We start from the raw sequence: 24,230 nt of genomic DNA, 5'->3' as shown, positions 1-24,230 counted from the left end.
AGTCGGGGCTGCAAGGCAGCCCCGGAAATTTCAGACGGTGTTTCGGGTTCCGGCCCGCACACCGTCCATGCTCATGTCCTCATGCAAAGAAATCCGCGAAGTTTCCGGCAACGCCAAGCCGCCCACCAACGCCACCAGCGCAATCACCACCAGGTAGAACGCCGGTGCCAGGCTGCTGCCGGTTTGGCCGATGAGCCAGGTTGCCACCAGCGGCGCAGTGCCGCCAAATAGCGTGTAGGCCACGTTGTAGGTAATCGCCGAAGCGGTATAGCGGGTACGTGTAGGGAAACTTTCCGACAGCAATGCTGCGGTAACCACGCCACTGCACAGTGCCCCCACCGCTAGCAGGATCACCCCCAGCAACGCACCCGACATCGAGCCAGAGCTGGCCAGCCAGTACGCCGGGAACACGCTAAGCATCATCCACAGGCAGGTAAAACCGATGGTCTTGCGCCGCCCCACCCGGTCCGAAAATGCACCGGCCAGCGGGCAGCCCACGGCGGCGAACAGCAGGGCCACGGTGGTCACCAGCAGTGACTGCGCGCGGGTCAGGTTGCCGACCAGTTGCAGGTAGGTGGCGAAGTAGGTGGTGAACATGTAGAACGACAACGCGGTCAGCGAAATGAACGCCCCCAGGTTGCGGATGACCCGGCCATGGTGGCGCAGGGTTTCCTTCAGCGGTGAATGCTCGTGCTCCTTGCCTTGGGCGACGGCTTCGCGGAACGCCGGGGTTTCCTCCATGCGCCAGCGCAGGTACAGGCCGACCAGGCCCAGCGGTGCGGCAATCAGGAACGGAATGCGCCAGCCCCAGGCATTCATCGCCTCGGTCGACAGGCTGGCCTCCAGGCCATAAGCGATCACCGCTGCGCAGGCAAAGGCGGAAAAGGTCGACACAGGTACGAAGCTGCCATAAAAGGCGCGCTTGTCGTCAGGCGCGTGCTCCATCAGGTAGGCGCAGGCCCCGGCATATTCGCCACCGGCAGAAAACCCCTGCAGGCAGCGGGCCAGGGTCAGCAGCGCCGGGGCTGCCAGGCCGATGCTGGCATAGGTCGGCAGCAGGCCGATCAACGTGGTGGAGCCGGCCATCAGCAGGATGGTCAGCGACAGGATGCGCTTGCGACCCAGTCGGTCGCCCAAGGCACCGAAGACGATGCCGCCCAAGGGGCGCAGGGCGAAGGCCACGGCGAACACCGCGAAGGTTTTGAGCAAGGCCACGCTGGCGTCTTCGCTGGCAAAGAACTGGCTGGCGATCAGCGTGGCGAGAAAGCCGTACACGGCGAAGTCGAACCATTCGACGAAGTTGCCGATGGCCGAAGCGGCTATCACCCTGCGCAGGGTGGCGGGGGATACCTCATGATGTGCGGACATGCGGGAGCTCTCCGGTTTCCTTTGGCAGCCATGATGAAAGTGGCGCGGTAGGGCCGCGCCATCGTTATTGTGCTTGCCAGTAGATAGCCGGGCGCTGCAAGGCGCTTTGTCGAGGGCGACCTCGGTATACCTGATTCAACCGATGCAGCAGGTTACAGCCGGAGTGCCTCAAAAGGCCTGTCAGGCCGCACGCTCAAGCACATCCAGCAAATCGACAAATTCCAGGGCCAGTTTATGCCGTGGCGCCAAATGCACCAATGGCACCGAGGCATGGTGCGATTCACGCATCTTGATCGAACTGCTCAGGTACACCGGCAGCACCGGCAGGCCTTCGCTGCGCAGTTGATCGACCAGGGTCTGGTGCAGTGCGGTGCGGCCGGCGAACTGATTGACCACCACACCTTCCACCTGCAGCGCGGGGTTGTGGTCCTGGCGCAGTTCTTCGACCTCGGCCATGACACTGTGCAGGGCCTGGCGCGAGAAACTGTCGCAGTCGAACGGAATCAACAGACGCTCGGCCGCCACCAGCGCGCTGAAGGTATAGAAGTTCAGTGCGGGCGGGGTGTCGATGTAGATCCGCTCGTAGTCCTCGCCCAGCGCCACCAGCAACTTGCGCAGCTTGTTGATCTTGAACTTGCTCTCCAGCTTGCTTTGCAGGTCGCTGAGGTCAGGGCTGGCGGTGACCAGGTGCAGGTTGCTGTAGCGGGTTTCGGTGATTGCCACGCGGTGCTTCTTGCCGGCGGCAGTAACCGGCGACAAGGTCTGGCGGAAGAAGTCGGCGATGCCGGCAGGAATGGTGTCGTTGGCCAGCCCGGTCAGGTAGAAGGTGGCATTGGCCTGTGGGTCGAGGTCGACCAGCAAGGTTCGGTAGCCCTCGGCGGCACTGGCTGCGGCGAGGTTGCAGGCAATGCTGGATTTGCCAACGCCACCTTTCTGATTGAAAACCACACGACGCATGAGACGCTCATCCATGAAGTGAAAATGTCAGGTCGGGGTCAATCCTATGACTGAAACGCTGCAGTTTTATGACAGGAATTGTTACAGGGCAGCGATGCATCGCTGCCTGTATCGGCATTTTCACGGGCGAGCCCGTTCCATGGTGACAACACAAGGCGTTCAGGCAAAAGCGACCCGGTTGCGCCCCTCTTGCTTGGCCCGGTAAAGCGCCCGGTCAGCCTCGCCCAATGCGTTCATGGGCTCGCCGTGCGTCTCGCCATCCCAGTGCGTCACCCCCAGCGAAATTGTCACTGCCCCCACCGGTTCCACCGGCATATCCTGTACGGTCACACGCAACCGTTCGGCCACTGCGGCGGCCACATTCAGGGTTGCCCCAGGCAGCAATATCAAGAACTCCTCGCCGCCGGTGCGACACAACAGGTCGCCCTCGCGGCAACAACGGCGCATGAGCTCCGCCAGCTGGCGCAGCACCTGGTCGCCCACTTCGTGTCCATGGCTGTCATTTATCCGCTTGAAATGGTCGATATCCAGCGCAATGGCAGCAAACTCCCGGTTTTCAGCTTCCAGTAACGAAAGGCTGAATTCCAGGCTGCGGCGGTTGCCCAGGCCGGTCAGCGGGTCGGTCTGGGCGTCCCGATTGAGCCGGCCGATGCGTTCTTGCAGCAAGTTCAGGCTGAACAGCAATGCGCGCTTGAGCTCTGCCGCCTCGAAGTACCAGGCCCGCACCTGATGCAAGCGTTCGGCGGTACCGGCGCGGTCCATCGTGCGGGCACTCGCGGCCAGTTTCCACAGCGGCCGGGCGATGGTACGAGCCAACCACCACAGCAGCAGGCTGCCAACCAGCGCCAAAGGCGCCGAACTGGCGATCACGTTCAGCACCAGATGGTTCAGCGGCGTCACCGTCTGCGCCAAAGGCTGCTGCGCTACCACGCCCCAGCCGGCGCTGGGTACAGTGGCGAAACCGGCGAGCATTTCCACGCCTAGGCTATTGGTCAGCTGCCGGGTACCGCTGTCCAGTGTCGCCAGCTGGTCAACCAGCGCATTGCCCTCCACCACCGTGCCTACCCGTTCGCTATTGGGGTGGTACAGCAGGCGTCGGTTGCGGTCGACCACATACAGGTACGAACCGTCCTTGTAGAAATGCTCGCCCAGCAGGCTGTTGAGGATGTTGTGTTCACGCAGATAGAGGCTGCCACCCACATACCCCAGGTAGCGACCGTTGTTGTCGAAAATGGGTTGCGACAGCACCACCACCAGGTTGTCGGCCGCCGACAGGTAGGGCGTGGAAACCAGTGGACGGCGTTCGTGCAGGGCTTCCTGAGCGCCGGGCGACTGCACGTGGGTGCCGATCAGGTGGCGTAGCGGGGCGGGGGATACTGCCAGCAGTACCCCGTTGGCATCGATCACGAAGGTGGAGTTGAAGGCCATGCTCTGGCCCAGCACGCGGTCAGTCTCTACCTGCAGCGCTGCGGTGTCGCTCAACTGTCGGCTTTGTACACCGGCGCTGAACATCAGTTGCTGCAAGGCGCTGCCAATGAAGGTTTCGGTGATGCTGGCCAGCTTTCTCGCATACACCCGGTTGGCTTCCAGGGCATTGTCGATCAGTAGCTGGCGCTGCACCCGGTAGCTGGCGAAATAGCTGGCGCACAGCATGACCACTGCGGTCAGGGCGCAGAGCACCAGAATGAGTGTACGTAGATCCAGGCGCAATCCGTGCTTGGTGTGTGGCAATCCTGACCTCGGGTGATCGTAAAGGGCTGCTGAACGGGAGTTACCTTAGCGGGTGGCGCTCAAGAGCCTGCCTTGTCCAGTGCATCAAGCTCATCTTCCACCTGTTGCATGCGCTGTTCGACCAAGGCCTGCACGCTCACATCGCGGGCGGTTTCGCGCATCAGCGCGGTGAGTTTTTCGCTCAAGCGTTTGCCGGCTTCGGTGTCTTCCAGGGCGCGCGCTTTGGCGGGGTCCTGGGTGGCGGCGACGATGGTGGCGAATTCGGCGTCGCTGAAGTTCTTTTCGCTGTACAGGCGGAACAGGTCCCGGCGCTGGTCCTCGACGGTCAGGTGCTTGCGCAGTACGTCCTGGATGGTCGCTTGCGACAGCTGCGGGTGAGTGCGGCCCAGCAGCGCGGACATGCGCTCGATGTTGTGCGTGTAGGCGTCCTGCAGCGGCAGCTGGGCGAGGATCTGTTCTTCACGGGAGGGTTTCTGGTCGCAGGCGGTGAGTGCAGCAGCCAGCAACAGGGGGAACAGCAACTTCGGGAGGCGAGGCATGGTGTGGCCTGGTCGGGCAGTGAAGACTGCCGATTATACCGGTGTCCGCCTTGCCGCGACGAGCCCTGTGATTTGCCTTGAGCGGCAGGCTGCGGTAGAACCGTGCGCTCCCGATCACACTGGCAACCGCCCGATGCCGAACTGGACCCTGCAACCTGTAGCGCGTGACGCCATTGCCGAAGTGCTGGCGTTTGTCGACAGCGCTCGCCGCGCGCTTTTTCCGATGCTCGCCAATGCACCCTTGCCGCGTGACCTTACGCATTTCGCCGACACTTACCTGGACGGCGCGGGTTGTTTTCTGGAAGCCCGTGAGGGTGAGCGGCTGGTCGCGGTGATAGGTTACTTGCCCTATGACCATCGCTTTGTCCAGCTTGATTACCGCGCAGAGCGGGTAGTCGAGGTGGTGCGGCTGTTCGTGTTGCCGGCCTACCGCAGGCATGGCCTGGCGGCTGCCTTGTTTGGTGCCTTGCGCGAACGGGCGATGCAAGCGGGCGTCGACTGCCTTTACCTGCATACTCATCCGTTTCTGCCGGGCGCCATTGCGTTCTGGGAGCGGCAAGGGTTCACGCTGGTGGATGTGGAGCAAGACCCGGTGTGGCAGACCACGCACATGCAGTTGCGATTACGCTGACCTGTGGGAACGTGCCTGTTGGCAATGACGCAACAGCATGGGCAGGGCTACTTGGTTCAGGGGGCGCGAAAGCGCAGGATGCGCGCGCCGTCGAAAGGGTCGGTGAGGTAGTGGGCGTGGACGCCGAAGGTGCTCAGCAGGCGCTTGGGGGTAAGCACCTCGAAGGGTTTGCCGAGGGCGATCAGGCGGCCTTTGTCGAGAACCGCGACACGGTCGCAGGTCAGCGCCTGGTTGAGGTCATGCAGCGCCACCAGGGAGGTTACCGGCAGCGCCTGCACTTGTTGCAGCAGGCTTAGCTGATGCTGGATGTCCAGGTGGTTGGTCGGCTCGTCCAGCAGCAGCACCTGCGGCCGTTGGGCCAGCGCGCGGGCGATGTGTACACGCTGGCGCTCGCCACCGGACAGCGACCCCCACAGGCGCGTGCGCAGGTGCAGGGCATCGAGGTCGGTCAGGGCTTGCTCGACGATGGCGCGGTCCTGCCGCGAGAACGGTGCCAGGGCCGAGAGCCAGGGTGTGCGGCCCAAGGCAACCGCGTCGAACACGCTGATCGCATCGAGGGTGTCGGCCTGTTGCTCGACCAGCGCCAGCATCTGGGCAACACGGCGGCGGGGCATCTGTGCCAGTGGCTCACCCATGAGCTGCACGCTGCCGCAGGCCGGTTTGCGCAACCCTGCCAGCAACTTCAGTAGCGAGGATTTGCCCGAGCCGTTAGGGCCGACAATGCCCAGGGTTTCACCGGCGACAACGCTGAGGTCGATATCGCTGAGCACGGTATTGCCGGCCAGTTGCAGCCCCAGCCCATGGCAGGCCAGCGGAGGGATGCGAACTGCTGTCATGGCGGTCATGGGCGCCCCCGACGGCTAACCAGAATCAGCGCGAATACGGGGGCACCGATCAGCGCAGTCACCACGCCCACCGGGATCACCTGGCCGGCGATCAGCGTGCGTGAAAGAATGTCTGCCGCAATCAGGAACAGCGCACCGCCCAGTGCGCTGGCGGGCAACAGACGGCTGTGCCCGGGGCCGAGCAGAAGGCGCAGGGCATGGGGTATTACCAGCCCGACAAACCCGATGGCGCCGACAATGGACACCATCACAGCTGTCACCAGCGCTGCACAACTGATCAGCAGCAACTGGGTGCGCCGCACCGGGATGCCCAGCGAGGCGGCCGAATCGGTACCGAAGGTGAAGGCATCCAGAGCACGGCGGTGCCACAGGCACACCAGCAAACCGAAAATCGCCACCGGCACAGCCAGCCACACCGAAGGCCAGCGCACGCCGCTCAGGTTGCCCAGCAGCCAGAACAGGATACCGCGCGCCTGCTCGGCGGTGGCCGACTTGGTGATCAGGAAGGCGGTCAGTGCATTGAACAGTTGCGAGCCGGCGATACCGGCAAGGATCACCTGGGCATTGTTGCTGCTGGGGCCGGCCGCGCGGGCCAGCACCAGTACCAAGGCGAATGCGGCCACGGCACCGATGAAAGCCCCTGCGGACATGCTTAACGCCAGGCTACCCAGGCCCAGCAGGCCGACGAGTACCGCGCCGGTCGAGGCACCGGCAGACAGCCCCAGCAAGTAGGGCTCGGCCAGTGGGTTGCGCAACATCGCCTGCAGGATGACACCGCAGGTGGCCAGCCCGGCGCCACAAGCGGCTGCGACCAGGGTGCGGGTCAGGCGGTAGTTCCAGACGATGCCGGCGTCGATCGGGTCCACCGGGTAGGCGGCTTGCCACAGGTGGTTGGCCAGCACCTGGCCGACCACGCTGGGCGACAGGTTGGTTTCGCCGATGGCGGTGCCGGCCAGCAGGGCAGCCAACAGGGCGGCCAGGGCAACGGCGATGCAGGGTAACAGGCGAATCATCACTGGGCTGCTTTACCGCTGGCGAAGGCCGTGGACAGCGTTTGAACGCCGCGGAACAGGCGGATACCGGCCTGCATGGCGTCGGCGTCAAGGATAATGATACGGTCGTGCTTCACTGCGTCCATGTTGCGGGTTACCGGATCACTGCGCAGGAATTCGAGCTTTTTCTGGTAGTCGTCGGCGGGGAAACGGCGGCGGTCCATGCGCGCGATGATCAGCCAGGTCGGATTGGCCTTGGCCAGGGTTTCCCACCCTACGCTTGGCCATTCTTCGCTGGACTCGACCACGTTGCGCACACCAAGGGTGCGCAGCATGAAGTCGGCGACACCCTGGCGGCCGGCCACATAGGGATCGATGTGAAGGTCGGCGCTGGAGAACCAGAACAGCGCCGAAGTTGCCGACAAGTCCTTGCCGGCCAGCCGCGCCCTGGCGCTGTCCAGATGCCCTTGCAACTCGGCGTTCAGGGCCGCACCGCGGTCCTGAACGTCGAAGATCTCGGCCAGTTGACTGACGCTCTTGTAGATGCTGTCTACCTGGAACGCTTGCAGGCGGGTGCCGTCTGCACCGACCAGGTTGTCCTTGCCTTCGCAGTCCGATGGCAGCACGTAGGTGGGGATCTTCAGTTCATCGAACTGCTCGCGGGTGGCGACCGAGCCCTGGGCACCGACCATCCATTCGAACTGCACCGCGACCAGCTGCGGGTGCTTGCCGACCACCGCCTCGAAGCTGGGTTCGTTGTCGGCCAGGCGTGGAACCTTGGCGTTCACTGCCTGGTATTCAGGCAATACGTTGTTGAACCACAGCGAGGTGCCCGCCAGCTTGTCACCCAGCCCCAAGGCATAGAGCAGCTCGGTACCGGCCTGGCCGATGGTGACGGCGCGCTGCGGTGCCTGAGCAAAAGTCTGCGGCTTGCCGCAGTTGTCGATCGTCAGCGGGTAGTGGGTGGCAGCGGCCTGGGCCAGGCCGGTGAGGCCTAGGCCCGCGAGCAGGGTGGCGAAACGGGGCAGCATGCTGGGCGATCTCCTATCGGACAGTTCTGGTGAGGAACGCACGGACAGGCATCGCCGAGCCCCAGCGGGTGGCTGGGGCAACACTGACGGCCAATCCCGGACACCCCGCCGGTTGGTGAATGCAGGCCGGCAGGTCTCCTGACTGGTGCGTCATGGCCTGGCTCCGGCCTTCCCGGGCGGTAGGCCCAGTGGCATGGGTGGAGCAGGCTCGGCACCTACAGTTGCGGGGGCAGTTCCGTTTGGCCCGTATTGGCGGGCCTGGGATTCCCTGTTAGTTCCGTGGTGGAAACCGGCGGCCCGCATGGTAGACCATCGCGGCGCCGGGGGAAAACGCTTTTCAGAAGTACTTCAGCCAGCTGATGTCGCGGCGGCGCTGTTTCAGCCGGGCGAACCCGCGCACCGGCAGGTACAGCGAAACCGCCAGCAGCACCGCGCCCAGCCACACCGCTGCAATACCGTCGAAACCGAAGTAGTCGCCATGGTTGAGCCCGAACAGCGCCACGCAGGCCAGGTACAGCAGCTTCAGCACATACAGGTGCAGCAGGTAGAAGAACATCGGTGCCGCACCGAACACCGCCAGTGCCGTGATCCAGCGCACTTGGCCGGCCCGCTCGAACGCGCGTAACAGCAGCAGGCCACAGCCCAGGGTCAGGGCCAGGAACAGAAGCGACGGTGGGTATTTGGTGATGTTGAAGAAGCTCATCAGGGTTTGCGTGAAGGTTGGATAACCGCTCCACGGCGCCTCACCGTAACCATTGAACATGCGCAGCAGGGCAAAGCCAAGCAGCGCGAGCAAACCGGCTACCTGCAGGTGTTGCTGGCGTTGTCCGGCATCGCTGCCACGGGCGAACCAGGGCCCCAGGCCGTAACCCAGGGCGATGACGCCGATCCAAGGCAGCACCGGGTAAGACGTGCGCAGGTGCAGGGTCTCGGAAAACGCCAGCCAGCCACGATCATGCAGGATTGCCCACGGCACATGCAGGGCTGACTCTACGCCGAAGTGCACGCCGTCGAGCAGGTTGTGGCCGGCGACGATGATGGCGCCCAGGGCGAGTAGCGCGGCGCGTGGCAGCCACACCAGCAGCGACAGGGCGATCATGCTGACGCCGATGGCCCAGATCACTTGCAGGTAAATCACGCTGGGGGGCAACTGGAAGGTCCAGGCGAAGTTGACCAGGGTGAACTCCAGCACCACCAGGAACAGCCCGCGTTTGAGCAGGAACGCCGAGACGTCGCCACGGCCCTGATACTTCTCGCCATACAGCCAGGCCGACAGGCCGGTCAGCAGGACGAACACCGGCGCACACAAGTGGGCGAGGGTGCGGCTGAAGAAAAGCGCCGGTTCCGTGGTGTCGATGGCCATGGGATCGCTGACCTGGTGGTGCAGGAAGAAAGTCTCGCGGACGTGGTCCAGGAGCATGAACAGGATCACCAGGCCGCGCAGGGCATCGATGCTCTGCAGGCGCTGGGTGATCAGCGTGGGCGTGGCGCTGGCACTTGTCATGGGCTGTCTAATAAGAATGGATTTCATGTGAAACGTTATCGTATAACAATATGCTAAAAGGGAATAGAGGTTTTTGTGTGGCCTGTGCCGGGCTCTTCGCAGCACAAGCCATCCAGATCAGAAGCTGTAATCCACCGTCGCGAAGTAAGACCGCGGCACCCCCATCAACCACTGCTGCCCGCTGAACGCCGACTGCACATACTCGCGATCGAACAGGTTGTTCAACTGCAACCCCAGCTTCACGTCCGGCAACACTTGCCAGGCGATGTTGGCATCGACCACGGTGTAGCCGGGGGCGCTGTGGTTATTGGCGGTATCGGCATAACGCTCATCCACATAACGCGCCCCCAAGCCGGCCTCTACCTGCTGGCCGAAGCCTTTGCTCAACCAAAGGTTGGCGGTACGCCGTGGCACGTTGGCCGGCCGGTTGCCTGCGCGGTCCTGCGGCAGACCGCCGACCATTTCGTCGAAGTCGTCGTACTTGGCGCGTACCAGCGATGCATTGGCCGACACCTGCCACTGATGGGCCAGGGCCAGCTCCAGCGTCGCTTCCAGGCCATCGGAGGTCTGCTGCCCGGCTTGTTGCTTCTCGTGCGTGATCGGGTCGTCGACCAGCAGCTTTTTCTTGACGATGTGGTAGGCGGCAAGCGTCCATTCGCCACGCCCCTCCCAAAAGCGCTGCTTGATGCCGGCCTCGGTCTGCTTCGCCTTGGTCAGGTCATAGTGCATCTGCGCGGGGCTGAGGCTGATGAGGTTGTTGACCCCGTCCTCGCTGGTTGAGTACTGGCCGTACAACGACAGGTCGTCGTTGAGTGCATACACCAGCCCCACGCGCCAGTTGCCACCTTGCAGGCTACGATCGCTGCGGCTGTCGTTGGTCAAGTTGTTGCGGTCGATGTGGTTCTGGTCGCGACGCACGCCGGTAACCAACGACAGGCGATCGCTCAATTGCAGGCGGTTTTCGGCAAACAGGGCAAAGGTATGGGTGGTCGAGAGCGTTTGCGGCCGCAACGGCGAGGCGCTATGGAACCCGCCGGGCTGTGGCTGCCACGGGTCGACGTAGTCGCCGCCGACATCGTTGTAGGGGGAATTGCTGTCGACGTTGAAGCGCACCTTGTTGTACTCGGCACCGAGCACGGTCTTGCTGGCCAGGCCGAACAGGGTGTGGTCGAAGGTGAAGGTCTGGCGGTCGCCGAACTGCTCCTGGTTGTGCTTGATCTCCAGGTAGCTGCCGCGCAGCAGTTGCTGACGCTCTGCGTCCCAGCTGTAGTCCTCGGCGTTGCGCCAGTGGCGGCGGCTTTTGATGTAGTACAGCTGGTTGCTGGCGCTGAGCTGGTCGTTCAGCGCCCAGTCGGTTGTCAGCCGGGTCCATTCATCAACGTACTGCTGCACGTCGTTCTGTACGTTGTAGTTCTTTTTGCGCAGGCTGCTGCGGTAGTGGCCGTCGATCAGCGGGGTGCCGTAGTAGTTGGCAGGTTGTGCATCGCCGCGGTCATGGGCCAGCGTGAAGCTGAGGTCATCACTGGCATCGAAACGCAGCGCGGCGCTCATGGCCAGGCTACGTGAAGCGGTGCGGTCGACCCAGCCATTGCCGGCCTGCTGGTTCAGCGTCAGGCGGTAGCTCAGGCGCTCGCTGAGGCTGCCGCCGCTGTCCAGGCCGAGCTGCTGGCGGTCCCACGAGCCGTAACCCAGGCGCAGGTGGTTGCGCACTTCGCCGGCAAAAGGTTTTTTCGGGATCACGTTGATCACCGCGCCGGTGGCGCCTTCGCCATGCAGTACCGAGGCCGGGCCGCGAATCACCTCGATGCGTTCGACCATCCACGGGTCGACCGGGAAGGTCTGGGTGCCGGCACCGGTGTACAGGCGCGCGCCGTCGAACAGGGTCATCACCGAGCTGTGGCCGGCAAAGCCGCGGGCAGACAAGCCTGTACCGCCGTCCCCCGGTGAGCCGACGAAGGTAATGCCCGGCGAGCGGGTCACTGCATCCTGCACTGTGATGTTGTTGCGCTGCTGAATCTGCCGTTCGCTGATACTGCTGGTGCTGGCCGGCGTCTCCAGGGCACTGAGGCCAAGGCGCGAGCCTGCCTGGGTCGGCGTGGCCAGGTCGATGGTACGGCTGTCGAGGGTGTCGGTGATGGCCGTGGAAGGCAGGGCCAGAGGCTGCGGGTCGCGGTCATCAGCCAGCGCCGGCAGGGTGACGGCCAGGCAGGCCGCCAGAGGGTGAAGCTTGAACATACGGGACATGTCGTTCCACTGCTGCAGGAATGAATGGATCCCGGTGGAAAACACGCAAAGGCGAACCATGCAGGCAGGCGCGCGCACGGATTCCGGCCTGCGCCCGCCCACCGCGGGTTGCCAAGTGAAGCTCCAGGCCGGTCTCCGGGCTTGCGAGGGGCATGAAACCTTCACCTTCCCATGCCTGAGCACAGTGGTATCTCGAAGGGTTCGCTCGCTTACCGTTGCGGGGGCAGCACCGGACTTGTCGTGGGCAACACGACGCACCGGTTTCCCGTTTCACCCTGCGCGCGGCGGCGCAGGGCACCTGAAACTGGCGCGCATCTGACCATTGAAAGGCTGGGGCGTCAAATGTGGGTGTGCTGTGAGTGTCGCGAAAAAATCAGGTTGTGAGTTTGAAGGCAGGTTTGCCTGAACAGGCTAGCGCCCGCGGCGCCGCGATACCCGTGCCTCGATGTTCTTGCGCCCGATCAGCAGCGGCGGCTTCTCCACCACCGGCTCATCCGCCAGCCATTTGTACATCACCAGGCAGTCCACCAGCCCCAGGCGGGCATGACGGTAGGCCTTGGGCAAACGGCCGACTGTTTCAAAGCCCAGCTTGTGCCATAGCGCCACGGCCACTGCGTTGGTGGCTACCACCGAGTTGAACTGCAATGCCAGAAAGCCTTCCTGGCGCGCGAGCTTTTGCGAGTGCTCGCACATCAAGCGCGCCACGCCCCGGCCGCGCGCCTGTTCGCAGACCATGTAGCCGCAATTGCCTACATGCGCACCAGGCCCGGCAGCATTGGGCTTGAGGTAATAGGACCCCAGTAGCTCGCCATCTTCTTCGGCCAACAGCGTGTGCAAGGGCAGCTCCAGCCACAGCTGGCGGGCCTGCTCGAAGCTCAGCGCCGGGTCGAAAGCGTAGGTTTCACGGGCTTGGACAATGGCCTGGAAGGTGGGCCAGAAACGATCAAAATCTTCCGGCGTCATGGGGCGAATGTGGATCATGCGGGTTCCTGCGCGGGGTGAGCCGCCCAGTCTGGGTGGCGCGGCGCCGTCGCGCAAGGGCGACGACGCCGTTTGTGCTCAACCGTTGGCCTTGCCCACCGCGTCCATTGCGCGGGCCGAGTACACCAGCGCGGCACCGGCGTTCATGGCCACGGCCACGCCGAGGGCCTCGGCAATTTCCTCGCGGCTGGCACCCGCTTTGACGGCCTGCTGCGAATGCACGGCGATACAGCCGTCGCAGCGGGTGGTCACAGCCACGGCCAAGGAGATCAGCTCGCGGGTCTTGGCATCCAGGTGGTTGGTTTTGGCGCCTGCACCGCTGGCGGTCATGTAGCCGGCTACGGTGTCGGGTGAGAGTTGCTTGAGATCGCCGATGCCGGCCATCAACTGCTTACGGTAGGCGTCCCAGTCCATCATGCTCATCGTCTTCACCTTGGGGTGGTTGCGAGTGGAGCTTTCAGGCTAGTCGAAGAGTTGCACGTGTGAGGCGGTACTTTGGTTGGTAAACGCAGGTCACTCGTACAGTGGCCTGCGTTGAGCCTTCAGATGTAGATGAACACCAGCACCAACGCCGCGACCACTGCCCATTTTTCCAGGTAGTAGCGCATGCGGTTGCGCTTTTTCAGCGCCTTGCCACGCTCGCGGATCTTGTAGATGCGGGTGAACAGGCGGTTGATGCCACCGGTCTTGTCGCTGGCGTCGTTGGGCGCAGCGGCAGCGGCCATCACGTTGCGGCTGAACCAGCGGTTGAACGCAGTTGCCCAGCGGTACTTGAGCGGGCGTTCGACGTCGCAGAACAGGATGATGCGGTTGTGCTCGGTGGTGTTGGCCGCATAGTGGATGTAGGTTTCGTCGAAGATGACCCCCTCACCATCGCGCCACGCGTATTTCTCGCCGTCCACATCGATGTAGCAGCCATCGTCATTCGGTGTGTCCAGGCCCAGGTGGTAGCGGTAGGAACCGGCATACGGGTCACGGTGGCGCACCAGCTTGGCACCGGGTGGCAGGGTGGCGAACATGGCCGCCTTGACCGTGCCGATGCCTTGCAGCAGCTCGGTCGTGCGTGGGCAAAGGGCCATTGCCGACGGGTGGCTTTCGCCATACCACTTCAGGTAAAAGCGCTTCCAGCCGGTCTTGAAGAACGAGTTGAAACCGACGTCATCGTAATTGTCGGACTTCTTGATTTCACCCACGTGCAGCAACTGGCGACCTTCCTCGCGGATCTCCTGCCAGTGGTCCTGCAGCGGTTTCAGTTCTGGAAAGGCCTCGACCGGCAGGTAAGGCTTAGCCGGGTGTTTGGAGAACAGGTACAGGAAGCTGTTGATCGGGGCCAGGAAGCTGGAGTGGTCGCCCAGCTGGCGAGTCAGCTTGTGGCGAACCCGACCGCGCAGGTGAACATAGGCGATCGAGAGGACGAAGATGAGTACGAGTGCAATTTTCATGGACGTTTACTGGTCGAAGAATGGCCATGCGCCATGGCATGAGCCCGCCAGCATAAACAATCATGGGGGTAGTTTGTACTGATTGTTACGAAACTGTGGGGCGACATTGGTGTAATACCCTACAGTCTTGCGCAAACGTTTCATGTCAGGGAGTTGGTATGGTTCAGGATATACGCCCCAGTGGTAGTCCGTTCAAGCGGCTGTTCTTCGCCTTGCCGGTCAGCGACGCCCAGCGCCGTGACCTGGCCCAGTGGCGGCGAGGGCTGAACCTGCGCAGCGGCAAACCGGTGCCGGCCGCCAACTTCCACGTCACGCTGCTGTTCCTCGGTGATGTGGATACCGCGCAGGTGCCTGCGATTTGCGCGGCCGTCGACCAACTGGCGCTGCCAGCCTCGGCGCCGCGGCTGTTGCTCGACCGTTTGCAGGTGTGGCAGCGGGCCAGCGCCCTGGTGCTGGAGGCGCAGCAGGTACCGCCGACCCTGTTGCAACTGGTGTACGGTTTGCAGCAGGCGCTGCTGCCGTTGGGGATGGAGGCGGCCAAACGTGAGTATCGACCGCACCTGACGCTGTCCAGGGATTACCGCGGGCAGCCGCCCGAGGCCAGCAGCGCGCCGGAGTTTTACCTCACCGCACGACACTTTACGCTCTACGAGTCGCGCAAGGGGGCTTACTGGCCCTTGGCGCAGTGGCCGCTGGTGGACTGACCTGCAGGGGCCGTCCAGGTCAAGCAACTACACCGGCAAGCTCTGGTAAGGCAATTCATCCCCCGGGCTACGTTCGAACTGGCGCTTGTACTCGCGGCTGAACTGCGAGGTGCTCTGATAGCCCACCCGGTGCGCAGCCTGTGCCACGCCCAGGCCTTCGCCGATCAGCATCTGCTGCGCCTTGAGTAGCCGCAAGCGCTTCAGGTACTGCATCGGCGCCATGTCGGTGCAGCGCTTGAAGTGTTCATGGAAGGTCGAAACGCTCATGTTGGCGCGCGCAGCCAGTGCCTCCACGCTCAGCGGCTCGGCGTAGTGCTCGCGCAGGTGGGCGAGGGCGGCGCCGATGCGGGCGAAGTGCCCCTGTTGCTCCACCAGTGCCCGCAACACACCGGCCTGCGGGCCGCGCAGCGCGGTATACAGCACCTCGCGTACGCGCGCCGGGCCCAGTACCTTGGCGTCAAGCGGGTCCTGCAGGCAGTGCAGCAGCCGTTCCACACTTTCGCGCATTGGCGCATCCAGTGCTGCAGAGGTCATCGATTGCGGTGTTTGCGCCTGTACTGCAGCGTCCGGCACCAGGCCCATGCTCTGCACCAGTTCTCCTAGCACGCCACGGTCGATGCCCACCGCCACGCCCAGCAATGGCGCGTCAGGGGTGGCGAAGGTTTCGCACATGAACGGCACCGACAACGCCTGCACCAAGTAATGCCCGGCGCCGTACTCCAGGGTGCGCGGCCCCAGGCGCGCCAGCTTGCTGCCCTGGGCCAGGATCATCAGGCTTGGTTCGTAGATCTGCGGGCTGCTGGCCACATAGTGGTCCCAGCTCAGCACCTGCACCTGGGGCAGGTGCGTGGGCACAAAGCCTGGGCGCGTGGCGAGGCTGCGGATCAGTGCGCAAAGCGGCGCATTGGCATCGACGTGACGGGTCAGTTGCATGGTGGACCAAGGGCAGAGAATCAGACAGCTTGATCATCGCAGATTGAGGGCGTGGCGCCAGCTATGGGTTGGCATCTTCGTAGAATCAGGCATGCATGCCGGAGAATCAGCCGTGGGCGAGGCGGCAAACGGCGCGCAGAATGCGTCGCCTGAATCGTTTCACTTCACTGCGAGGCCCTGCATGTATACCGCCATCGGTTACGCCGCTCAAACCCCCACCAGCCCCCTGGCCCCCATGACGTTCCAACGCCGCAGCCCGCGCCCGGACGACGTCGCCATCGACATTCTGTACTGCGGCGTGTGCCACTCCGACATCCACCAGGCGCGCAACGAATGGGGCATTGCCGTGTACCCGCTGATGCCGGGCCACGAGATCATCGGCCGGGTCACGGCGGTGGGCGACAAGGTCACCGCGCACAAGGTCGGTGACCTGGTGGGCGTTGGCTGCATGGTCGACTCGTGCCGTACCTGTGAAGCCTGCGCCAAGAATCTGGAGCAATACTGCCTGGAAGGCCCGACCATGACCTACGCCACCCCGGACCGGGTCGATGGCAGCAACACCATGGGGGGGTATTCCAGCAGCATCGTGGTCAGCGAGCACTTCGTGGTGCGCATACCAGCCGGTATGGACCTGCCCAGCGCTGCGCCTATCCTGTGCGCCGGCATCACCACCTATTCGCCGCTCAAGCACCACGGCGTGGGCCCGGGCCACAAGATCGGCATCCTCGGCATGGGCGGCCTGGGCCACATGGGCATCAAACTGGCCAAGGCGCTGGGTGCGGAAGTGACCCTGTTCACGCGCTCTCAGGCCAAAGCCGAGGAAGCGCGCCGCCAGGGGGCCGACCATGTGATCGTCTCCACGGATGCCGAGCAGATGCGCGCCGCTGCCGGCCGTTTCGATTTCCTGCTCGACACCATTCCGGTGCAGCACGACCTCAACCCGTACCTGGAAACGCTGAAGTTCGACGGGGTGCACATCCTGGTCGGCCTGATCGAACCGATTGACCCGGCATTGCATGCGGCCAACCTGGTGATGAAGCGCCGGGTGCTGGCGGGGTCGTTGATCGGGGGGATTGCCGAGACTCAGGAAGTGCTGGACTTCTGCGCCGAGCACGACATCCGCTGCGATATCGAGATGCTGGATATCCGCAACATCAACCAGGCCTATGAGCGGATGATTGCCGGTGATGTGAAGTACCGGTTCGTGATCGACATGGCCACGCTACAGGGCTGATTGATCGGTTGCCTGTACGGGCCTCTTCGCGGGCAAGCCCGCTCCTACACAGGGGTGATGTAGGGCTTGCGCGCGGTGGGGCCCGTACAGGCAGCAACGATGCAGCCGTTTTACCAGGCCATTGGCTTGTCCCAGCCCTTCCAGAACAACCATCGCCGCACCTCGCCGTGCGCCCCGGTACCGATCTGCCACTCGGGCCGCCCGCTATCCAGCGCAATCACCGAAATAACCCCCGCATGGCTCGCCGCCACCAGTGTTTGCCCGTCGGCGCTGATATCCATCGCACTGATGGTCGATCCCAGGTAATGCTGCCAATGCTCCGTACCCTCTTCGCCAAACGCCCGCAGGTAGCCATAGGCATCACCCACAATGTACTCGCCATCGCGCGCTACCCCCGCATACACCCTTGCGCCATCCTGCACCAGCGGGGTACGCGGGTCCTGGCTGTAGTAATCGGTATCCAGCCCGTGCAGGTCTGCCACCCTCACGGCCAGCGTGGCGCCGCTGTAGAAATGGCAGGCATTGACGATCAACTGGTCACCGGCGCGGTTGAACAAGGCAAAGTGTGGGTATTCGCTGCCCGGGCCGATGTGCGCCAGCGGCTTGAGCTGTTCGTCCAGAACAAGGTGCCGGCTGCCTTGCTCACCCACGACGATCAGCCGGCCATCCGCCGACACCGCACCATGCTCCATGCTCAGCCCCAGGCTGATATCGTCCGGGTCGGTGCCCTCGGCCAACTCATCGAGCACGCGTGCTTGCTGTGGCAGCAGGCGGGTCGCACCTTGGGTGGCCAGCACAAAGATACCTTCGGCACTCACCAGCAGCACGCGCTGGCCGTCGGGGAAGGGGATCAGCGCGGTCGGTGTGGGCGGCAGGTCGAACGGCTCGAACGGGTAACCTGGCGGCAACCCCTCCAGCCCCGTGGGCCAGGCCAGACGTTGCACCTGCGGGCCACCCCAGCCATCGGTCACACGCACGCCCTCGGCATTGGCCAAGGCGAAATAGCGCCGCGCCGGGCAGCGGCCAAAGTGTTCGACGCCGATGACCGGGGTTACCCCATGGTGGTCTATACGCACCACCTGGCCCTTGTCGTAAGGCATGCCGATACGTGCCAGCAGGCTGCCATCTTCCAGCAGCAGGACACTGCCGATGCCTTGGCCGTGCGCTTCGAGCAACGGTACCAAGGGCTGGTGCGCGGGTGGCCAGGCCTCACGGAAGGCCTGGCGCTGCAGTTCGTCGACGCCAGGGTGGTTGGCTGCCTGCAGGGCTGCCAGCCAGGCGTCGAGCAGGTGTTCGGTGGCGGGTGCCTGCGGCTCTTCGAGGTTGTCCCAACCGTGCGCACGGCCCTGCGCGACATAGTCGTTGACGGCCTGGGCATAGGCGGTAACTGCCTGCTGCCACTGCTGCTGGGGGGGCTGCTTGTCCATGAGCGGATCGGGCTCCTTGTTGCACACGCGTTTCACACAAAGCGTGCATGGTACTCCTTCTGCCTGCCCTGTGGTTGTGAGGCCCCAGCTTGACGCGTACCATGCCGGGCATTCCTATCCATAACAAAACGTACGTTGGCACCCCTGCAAGCGGGTCGCTGGCGTGCGACTTGTTGCGTTGCCTGCGGAGAAGCAGTTTCCACCCATGAACGAACCCATCCCCACACACCTGCCGCCCACAACGGGCAGCGGCAGCTGGCTGAGCGTCATCGCCCTGGCCTTGGCGGCCTTCATTTTCAACACCACCGAGTTCGTCCCGGTGGCGCTGCTCAGTGACATTGGCCGCAGCTTCGACATGAGCACTGCCCAGGTGGGCCTGATGCTGACCATCTATGCCTGGGTCGTGGCACTGGCCTCGTTGCCCATGATGTTGCTGACCCGCAACATCGAACGGCGGCGTCTGCTGCTGTTCGTGTTCCTGGTGTTCATTGTCAGCCACTTGTTGTCGTGGCTTTCGCAAAGCTTCGCCATATTGCTGGTCAGCCGTATCGGCATTGCCCTGGCGCATGCGGTGTTCTGGTCCATCACTGCCTCGCTGGCGGTGCGTGTGGCGCCGCCGGGCCAGCAGGCCAAGGCGCTCGGCCTGCTGGCCACCGGTACTACCCTGGCCATGGTCCTTGGCATCCCGCTGGGCCGCGTAGTGGGCGAGGCACTGGGCTGGCGCATCACGTTCCTGAGCGTTGCCGGGGTAGCGCTTGCCACCATGCTGTGCCTGATGAAATCGCTGCCGCTGCTGCCCAGCCAGAACTCCGGTTCGTTGCGCAGCCTGCCGGTCCTGTTCAAGCGCCCGGCACTGGTCATTACCTACCTGCTGGTGACGCTGGTCATTACCGCGCAGTTCACGGCCTATAGCTATATCGAACCGTTCGCTCTGCACGTAGCGCAGTTTGGCGGCGACCGTACCACGCTGTTGCTGCTGTTGTTCGGCGGTGCCGGGGTTTTTGGTTCGTTGTTGTTCAGCCGCTACAGCGACCGCTTCCCGCATGGCTTTCTGGTGGGGTCGATCGGGTTGCTCGCCGCGTGCCTGTTGCTGATGTTGCCGCTGTCGGGCAACTTCCATGTGTTCGCAGTGCTGAGCATGTTCTGGGGCGTGGCGATTCTCAGCTTCAGTCTGTCGCTGCAGTCCAGGACCCTGAAGCTGGCGTCCGATGCCACCGATGTGGCCATGGCGCTGTTCTCGGGTATCTACAACATCGGCATTGGCGGTGGTGCGCTGCTGGGCAGTATCGTCAGCAGCCAGATGAATGTGGCGCATATCGGCCTGGTGGGCGGTAGCGTAGCAGTGGTCGGGCTGGTACTGGCCGTTGCCAGTACCCAGCGCTTTCGCGAGGCGCTGACTCGCTGAGCCGAGGCCGTTCAGGCCACTTGCAAGCCAAGTAGCGACTCAGGCTAATACTGCAGCCCATGCCGATATCAACAAAACCCCCGCCAACACCTGGTTGAACACCCGCAACCGCCCCGGTGCCTGCAGCCACCGGGCGCTCCCCACCCCCAACACCGCCCATGCGGTCATGCTCGGTAGAGCGATCAGCCAAAACACCAGCGCCAACTGCCACACTGGCAACGACGGCGCGGCAAATACCCCGACCACCGCCACGGCCATCAACCACACCTTGGGATTCACCACCTGCAACGAGGCCGCGCTGAGCGCACTGAAGCCTGGCGCCGTGGTCGTGTGGAGCGGGGTGGCGGCACTGCGCAGCATCTTCCACGCCAGGCTGGTCAGCCACAGCACCCCGGCCCAGCTCATCAGCTGTTGCGCCAAGGGGTGACGCAGCAGCAGTTCGCCCAGCCCCAGCCCGACGAGCAGCACAATGGCTGCTGCCGCGCCACACGCCGCCACGATCGGCGCCAGGCTTGCGCGCAGGCCCCGGCGGGCGCCATGGGCCAGGATCAACAGGTTGGTCGGCCCCGGGCTGATGCTGGACACCAGGGCGAACAGAATGAAGGGCAACAACGACTGCGACATGGTTCAGGGCTCCGTAACATTGAAGCACCATGCTCGCTGCCCGCCGGCCCTCAGTCTGGAAGGTTTGAGCAGCGCCTGCGGTAGTCGGCCGGGGTCAACTGGTAGGCGCGGCGGAACCAGCGCCCCAGGTGGCTCTGGTCGGCAAAGCCCAAGGCCACGGCCACTTCGGCAGGTGTCTGGCCCAAGGCGAGCAGTCGCCGCGCCTGGGCCAGGCGCAGCTGGATCAGGTAGGCATGCGGTGCAATACCAAACGCTGCCTTGAACGCACGCGTCAGGCGAAAGCGGTCAATGCCGCATGCCTGGGCCAGGTCCTCCAGGCCGATGTCGCGCTCCAGATTGGCATGCAGGAAGTCCCGGGCGCGCTGTGCGGTCAGCGGCAGGCGCGGGTCGGGGTTGATGCGGCGGCGCCAGTGCAGGTGACGGGTCAGACAGGCCAGTAAATCGTCCATGGCCGTTTGCCTGACGATGCGCAAGTCCTGATCATGCACGGCCTGGAAGGCCTGGGCGGTGGCCCGCGCCAGACGTTCGTCATGGCACAGGGTGTCGGCAAAGCTGGGCAGGCTGTCGCCTGGCGCGTGCTCGTACAGCGCGCGCAGCTGTTGGTCGAGCCAGGCGGGCTCCAGGTACAGCGTCGAATAGGTGAAGCCTTCTTCGGTGGGCGCCAGGCCATCGTGGATGTCGCCAGGCTCAAGTAAAAACACCTGCCCCGGCGTGCTGCGGTGGCGCACCCGACGGCAGTTGAACTGCTGCACGCCCTGCTCGGTCACGCCGACCAGGAAGCTGTCGTGCCAGTGGGGGTCATAGGCATGCCCGACAAAATGCGCACGGACCGACTCGATGCCGGTGTCGGCGTCTTGTTTGAAGTCGATCCAGTTGCTCATGGACGTATACCGTGGGGTAAATGGCAACCTTAGCGCAATGCCCCCGACTCAGTCTGGAACGATTGTGCAGCCGTTGGTCAGTGCCCGGGCGCGCAGGGCCTCGAAGCGTTCGCGTAGCCACAGGTGCAATTGCGTCACGGCAGGCGTGAGTTGCTTGCGATGAGGGCAGACCAAGGTGAGCGGGGTAGGTTCGCCGAGCAATTCGGGCAGGACGATTTCCAGTTCACCGGCCGCGATGTTGGCGCTGACATCCAGCCACGACTTGTAGACGATACCTTCCCCCTGGATGGCCAGGCGGCGGATGACGTCGGCGTCGTCACTGACCAATGGCCCACGCACCTGCACCGTGCGATTACCCAACTGCCACTTGTCGTACACCCGGCTGTGCTGCATGTACAGCAGGCAGGCATGCTGCTGCAGCGCGTCGGGGGTGAGCGGGCGGCCGTGGCGGGCCAGGTAGTCGGGCGAGGCCACCAGTACTCGGCGGTTCCATTCGGCCAGCGGCAGGGCGATGTAGTTGGCATCCTGGTTGAGGCCATAGCGGATGGCCACATCCACAGGGTCGCGGTTGAGGTCGGCCATCTGGTCGGACAGAAAGAAGCGCAGTTGCAATGCCGGGTGGTCGCGGCGAAAGGCGCTGAGCCAGGGCAGCAGCATGTTGCGGCCCATGTCGGAAGGGGCCGACACTTGCAGTGTGCCGCGCAGGCTATTGGGGTTGCCATGCAGATCTTCATGGCCCTGGCGCAGGCTTTCCAGCACATTCAGCGCGGTTGGCAGGTAGCGCTCGCCCTCGGCGGTCAGGCGCAGGCTGCGGGTGGTGCGGGCGAACAGGCGTACATCCAGGTCGCGTTCCAGGCGTTTGATCGCGGCAGCCACCTGGCCCGGCAGCAGGCCTGCTTCATGGGCGGCGGCAGTGAAGCTGCCCAGCACGCTGCTGCGGGCAAACAGTTCGAGGTCGGTGATGCGCAGCATTTTCATTCCAGGGATGAAAGTGTTGTTACATTGTGCCGCTTTTTCTTTTTTGCTGGAAAGATAAGATGCGCGGCACATCCACTGTTCATTACGGAGTTGTCGCATGGATACCGTATCGCTGGCCAAGCGCCGTTACACTACCAAAGCTTACGATGCCTCACGCCGCATTCCCCAAGCCACTGTCGACGCCCTGCTCGAACAACTGCGCCACAGCCCGTCGTCGGTCAATTCCCAGCCCTGGCATTTCATCGTCGCCGACACGGCCGAAGGCAAGGCCCGCCTGGCCAAGAGCACGGCGGAGGGTTATGCCTACAACACGCAGAAGCTTCTCGATGCCTCGCATGTGATCGTGTTCTGCACCCGTACCGAAATGACTGAAGAACACCTGAACACCGTGCTCGATCAAGAGGCTGCCGATGGCCGTTTCCGTGATGAGCAAGCGCGCGCCGGGCAAAACCAGAGCCGCCGTCACTATGTCAACCTGCACCGCTTCGACCAGAAGGATGTGCAGCACTGGATGGAAAAGCAGACCTACCTGGCGTTGGGTACTGCCTTGCTGGGTGCGGCAGCGCATGGGCTGGATGCCACGCCGATCGAGGGCTTCGACAGCAAGGTCCTCGATGCCGAACTGGGCTTGCGTGAGCGTGGGTTCACCAGTGTGGTGATCCTGAGCCTGGGTTACCGCAGCGAGGCGGACTTCAATGCCGGGCTGAACAAGTCGCGGTTGCCGGCATCGCAAGTGTTCACCTTCCTGTGAGGTTTCCGGGGCCGCTTTGCGGTCCTGGCAATGCTGGCGGTCAATCTGGCAAAGCCCTGGCTTCGATTGCCCGCCCCGGCAAACTGGCAATGACCCGGCATATACCGCATACTTATCGGTAAATGCCGAAAAGGAGCGTGCCATGCTTGCCGAAGTGCTTCGCGACAACGGTTACCACGAGTACCGGGCGCGCCTGCAGGCGCTGCTGGACATTCCCGAGCTTGCCAGCGACTTCGAAATTCACACCCGCATCACCGATGGTTTTGCCGCCACCTGGTTGGTGAAACTGACCGAACGCGGTGTGCTCACGCCGGTGGAGCGCGACCAGATCATCCCGCTGCGCACGCTCAAATCCCGTATCGAGCGTGACCAACCGCTGACCGTGGATGAGAGCGACCGGCTGTTCCGCTCGGCCCACATCACCGCCATGGCCGAGGCCGTGTTCGGTGAAGCGGGCAAGGCCAAGCGCTGGCTGTCCAAGCCCAAGGAACGCTTCTCGGGGCTGACGCCGATGCAGATGCTCACCACCCAGCAAGGCACCACTCAGGTCGAAGAAATGCTGCTGCAGATTGCCGAGGGCTATGGCCTGTGATTTTGTGGCGAATCAGCGCCTATGCAGACTTGAGCGGTACGGGGGGCTTGCGTGTAAGCGGCCGCTGGCACCAGGCGGGTCGGCCGGTGGTGTATGCCGCCACCAGCCCTCCCGGGGCGATGCTGGAAGTGTTAGTGCATCTGGAGATCGACCCGGAGGATTTCCCTACCACCATGCGCTTGCTTCGCATCGAACTGCCTGACACGGTTTCCCAGGCGCAGTTGCCCGCTTTGCAGCCCGGCTGGTCCGCCCAGCCTGAGTTGACCCGTACGTTGGGCAATCGCTTTCTGGATGACTGTTCGGCATTGCTGCTGCCGGTGCCAAGCGCGATCATGCCCAGCACTACCAATTACCTGTTCAACCCACGGCACCCGCAGGCGCAGAGCGCGAAAATCCAGGTTGAGGATTTCACGCCGGACAGCCGCCTGTTCTAGGG

24 protein-coding genes and 2 riboswitches are annotated in these 24,230 nt (G+C 63.7%); of the genes, 7 read left to right on the top strand and 17 right to left on the bottom strand.

Going from position 1 to position 24,230, the window contains the following annotated elements:
• Nucleotides 1-30 precede the first annotated feature (30 nt).
• The 4 genes from ACE4QZ_RS16810 to ACE4QZ_RS16795 all read right to left on the bottom strand — a co-directional run bounded on the left by ACE4QZ_RS16810 (nucleotide 31) and on the right by ACE4QZ_RS16795 (nucleotide 4,595).
• The gene (locus tag ACE4QZ_RS16810; RefSeq protein ID WP_021782816.1) at nucleotides 31-1,368 is read right to left on the bottom strand and encodes an MFS transporter; all 1,338 of its coding nucleotides are present in this window, start codon (nucleotides 1,366-1,368) and stop codon (nucleotides 31-33) included.
• A gap of 180 nt (nucleotides 1,369-1,548) precedes the next feature.
• The gene (locus ACE4QZ_RS16805) at nucleotides 1,549-2,325 is read right to left on the bottom strand and encodes a ParA family protein (protein WP_021782815.1); all 777 of its coding nucleotides are present in this window, start codon (nucleotides 2,323-2,325) and stop codon (nucleotides 1,549-1,551) included.
• A 159-nt stretch (nucleotides 2,326-2,484) separates the two neighbouring features.
• On the bottom strand, nucleotides 2,485-4,056 hold the full coding sequence (locus tag ACE4QZ_RS16800) for a sensor domain-containing diguanylate cyclase (protein ID WP_021782814.1): 1,572 nt from the start codon (nucleotides 4,054-4,056) through the stop codon (nucleotides 2,485-2,487).
• 59 nt (nucleotides 4,057-4,115) lie between these two features.
• Entirely contained in the window at nucleotides 4,116-4,595 is a 480-nt protein-coding gene (locus ACE4QZ_RS16795) for a hypothetical protein (RefSeq protein WP_021782813.1), read from the bottom strand.
• Between the two features lie 133 nt (nucleotides 4,596-4,728).
• On the opposite strand from ACE4QZ_RS16795, the gene ACE4QZ_RS16790 reads away from it, so the two are divergent.
• Nucleotides 4,729-5,226, top strand: coding sequence for a GNAT family N-acetyltransferase (locus ACE4QZ_RS16790; RefSeq protein WP_028697364.1), 498 nt, complete (start codon nucleotides 4,729-4,731; stop codon nucleotides 5,224-5,226).
• Between the two features lie 56 nt (nucleotides 5,227-5,282).
• Here ACE4QZ_RS16790 and ACE4QZ_RS16785 read toward each other — a convergent pair whose 3' ends face one another.
• From ACE4QZ_RS16785 to lpxO, 8 genes are all read right to left on the bottom strand, one after another.
• Nucleotides 5,283-6,071 carry an ABC transporter ATP-binding protein gene (locus ACE4QZ_RS16785; protein WP_021782811.1) on the bottom strand — a complete coding sequence of 263 codons (789 nt, stop codon included), beginning with the start codon at nucleotides 6,069-6,071 and terminating at the stop codon, nucleotides 5,283-5,285.
• Entirely contained in the window at nucleotides 6,068-7,084 is a 1,017-nt protein-coding gene (locus ACE4QZ_RS16780; RefSeq protein ID WP_021782810.1) for a FecCD family ABC transporter permease, read from the bottom strand. The genes ACE4QZ_RS16785 and ACE4QZ_RS16780 overlap by 4 nt, the downstream gene beginning before the upstream one ends.
• Nucleotides 7,084-8,094 (bottom strand): ABC transporter substrate-binding protein, encoded by a 1,011-nt coding sequence (locus tag ACE4QZ_RS16775; protein ID WP_021782809.1) that lies wholly within the window; start codon nucleotides 8,092-8,094, stop codon nucleotides 7,084-7,086. Before ACE4QZ_RS16775 ends, ACE4QZ_RS16780 begins: the two co-directional genes overlap by 1 nt.
• Before the next feature lie 110 nt (nucleotides 8,095-8,204).
• Nucleotides 8,205-8,403, bottom strand: a riboswitch (cobalamin riboswitch).
• Between the two features lie 28 nt (nucleotides 8,404-8,431).
• Nucleotides 8,432-9,598: a DUF1624 domain-containing protein gene (locus ACE4QZ_RS16770; RefSeq protein ID WP_021782808.1), complete on the bottom strand. Its 1,167-nt coding sequence runs from the start codon at nucleotides 9,596-9,598 to the stop codon at nucleotides 8,432-8,434.
• Nucleotides 9,599-9,715: 117 nt separating this feature from the next.
• Entirely contained in the window at nucleotides 9,716-11,842 is a 2,127-nt protein-coding gene (locus ACE4QZ_RS16765) for a TonB-dependent receptor (protein WP_031322176.1), read from the bottom strand.
• A gap of 108 nt (nucleotides 11,843-11,950) precedes the next feature.
• A riboswitch (cobalamin riboswitch) is annotated at nucleotides 11,951-12,159 on the bottom strand.
• Nucleotides 12,160-12,253: 94 nt separating this feature from the next.
• Entirely contained in the window at nucleotides 12,254-12,823 is a 570-nt protein-coding gene (locus ACE4QZ_RS16760) for a GNAT family N-acetyltransferase (RefSeq protein ID WP_003250500.1), read from the bottom strand.
• 78 nt (nucleotides 12,824-12,901) lie between these two features.
• Nucleotides 12,902-13,246, bottom strand: a complete 345-nt coding sequence (locus ACE4QZ_RS16755; protein WP_014591592.1) for a carboxymuconolactone decarboxylase family protein — start codon at nucleotides 13,244-13,246, stop codon at nucleotides 12,902-12,904.
• 119 nt (nucleotides 13,247-13,365) lie between these two features.
• Nucleotides 13,366-14,265, bottom strand: coding sequence for a lipid A hydroxylase LpxO (gene lpxO, locus ACE4QZ_RS16750; protein ID WP_021782806.1), 900 nt, complete (start codon nucleotides 14,263-14,265; stop codon nucleotides 13,366-13,368).
• Nucleotides 14,266-14,423: 158 nt separating this feature from the next.
• Between lpxO and thpR the strand changes: the two genes are divergently transcribed.
• Nucleotides 14,424-14,969, top strand: a complete 546-nt coding sequence (gene thpR / locus ACE4QZ_RS16745; RefSeq protein WP_021782805.1) for an RNA 2',3'-cyclic phosphodiesterase — start codon at nucleotides 14,424-14,426, stop codon at nucleotides 14,967-14,969.
• Nucleotides 14,970-14,996: 27 nt separating this feature from the next.
• Here thpR and ACE4QZ_RS16740 read toward each other — a convergent pair whose 3' ends face one another.
• Nucleotides 14,997-15,902, bottom strand: coding sequence for an AraC family transcriptional regulator (locus ACE4QZ_RS16740; RefSeq protein WP_021782804.1), 906 nt, complete (start codon nucleotides 15,900-15,902; stop codon nucleotides 14,997-14,999).
• 181 nt (nucleotides 15,903-16,083) lie between these two features.
• On the opposite strand from ACE4QZ_RS16740, the gene calA reads away from it, so the two are divergent.
• Nucleotides 16,084-17,136, top strand: a complete 1,053-nt coding sequence (calA, locus tag ACE4QZ_RS16735; RefSeq protein WP_021782803.1) for a vanillin reductase — start codon at nucleotides 16,084-16,086, stop codon at nucleotides 17,134-17,136.
• 110 nt (nucleotides 17,137-17,246) lie between these two features.
• Here the strand turns inward: calA and ACE4QZ_RS16730 are convergent, their stop codons facing one another.
• Nucleotides 17,247-18,563, bottom strand: a complete 1,317-nt coding sequence (locus ACE4QZ_RS16730; protein ID WP_021782802.1) for a hypothetical protein — start codon at nucleotides 18,561-18,563, stop codon at nucleotides 17,247-17,249.
• A 205-nt stretch (nucleotides 18,564-18,768) separates the two neighbouring features.
• Between ACE4QZ_RS16730 and ACE4QZ_RS16725 the strand changes: the two genes are divergently transcribed.
• Nucleotides 18,769-19,968, top strand: a complete 1,200-nt coding sequence (locus ACE4QZ_RS16725; protein WP_021782801.1) for a sugar transporter — start codon at nucleotides 18,769-18,771, stop codon at nucleotides 19,966-19,968.
• 39 nt (nucleotides 19,969-20,007) lie between these two features.
• Here ACE4QZ_RS16725 and ACE4QZ_RS16720 read toward each other — a convergent pair whose 3' ends face one another.
• Genes ACE4QZ_RS16720 through ACE4QZ_RS16710 form a run of 3 tightly spaced genes read right to left on the bottom strand, consistent with a single transcriptional unit; the run spans nucleotide 20,008 to nucleotide 22,445 of the window.
• Complete coding sequence (locus ACE4QZ_RS16720; RefSeq protein ID WP_021782800.1) at nucleotides 20,008-20,592, bottom strand: LysE family translocator; 585 nt, start codon at nucleotides 20,590-20,592, stop codon at nucleotides 20,008-20,010.
• 50 nt (nucleotides 20,593-20,642) lie between these two features.
• Entirely contained in the window at nucleotides 20,643-21,473 is an 831-nt protein-coding gene (locus ACE4QZ_RS16715; RefSeq protein WP_021782799.1) for an AraC family transcriptional regulator, read from the bottom strand.
• A 48-nt stretch (nucleotides 21,474-21,521) separates the two neighbouring features.
• A complete protein-coding gene (locus ACE4QZ_RS16710) occupies nucleotides 21,522-22,445 on the bottom strand; it encodes a LysR family transcriptional regulator (RefSeq protein ID WP_021782798.1) in 924 nt (307 codons plus the stop codon).
• A gap of 103 nt (nucleotides 22,446-22,548) precedes the next feature.
• Between ACE4QZ_RS16710 and ACE4QZ_RS16705 the strand changes: the two genes are divergently transcribed.
• The 3 genes from ACE4QZ_RS16705 (at nucleotide 22,549) to ACE4QZ_RS16695 (ending at nucleotide 24,228) form a co-directional block, all read left to right on the top strand.
• Nucleotides 22,549-23,202: an oxygen-insensitive NAD(P)H-dependent nitroreductase NfsB gene (locus tag ACE4QZ_RS16705; protein ID WP_021782797.1), complete on the top strand. Its 654-nt coding sequence runs from the start codon at nucleotides 22,549-22,551 to the stop codon at nucleotides 23,200-23,202.
• A 142-nt stretch (nucleotides 23,203-23,344) separates the two neighbouring features.
• Nucleotides 23,345-23,794 carry an antitoxin Xre/MbcA/ParS toxin-binding domain-containing protein gene (locus tag ACE4QZ_RS16700; RefSeq protein WP_003250525.1) on the top strand — a complete coding sequence of 150 codons (450 nt, stop codon included), beginning with the start codon at nucleotides 23,345-23,347 and terminating at the stop codon, nucleotides 23,792-23,794.
• Nucleotides 23,791-24,228 carry an RES family NAD+ phosphorylase gene (locus ACE4QZ_RS16695; RefSeq protein WP_003250527.1) on the top strand — a complete coding sequence of 146 codons (438 nt, stop codon included), beginning with the start codon at nucleotides 23,791-23,793 and terminating at the stop codon, nucleotides 24,226-24,228. The genes ACE4QZ_RS16700 and ACE4QZ_RS16695 overlap by 4 nt, the downstream gene beginning before the upstream one ends.
• The last annotated feature ends 2 nt before the right edge of the window (nucleotides 24,229-24,230 follow it).

This window comes from Pseudomonas sp. DCA-1, assembly GCF_046523955.1.
Classification (GTDB): domain Bacteria; phylum Pseudomonadota; class Gammaproteobacteria; order Pseudomonadales; family Pseudomonadaceae; genus Aquipseudomonas; species Aquipseudomonas putida_Y.
Note: the sequence above shows the minus strand (reverse complement) of the source record. Positions and strands in the feature narration are given on the sequence as shown.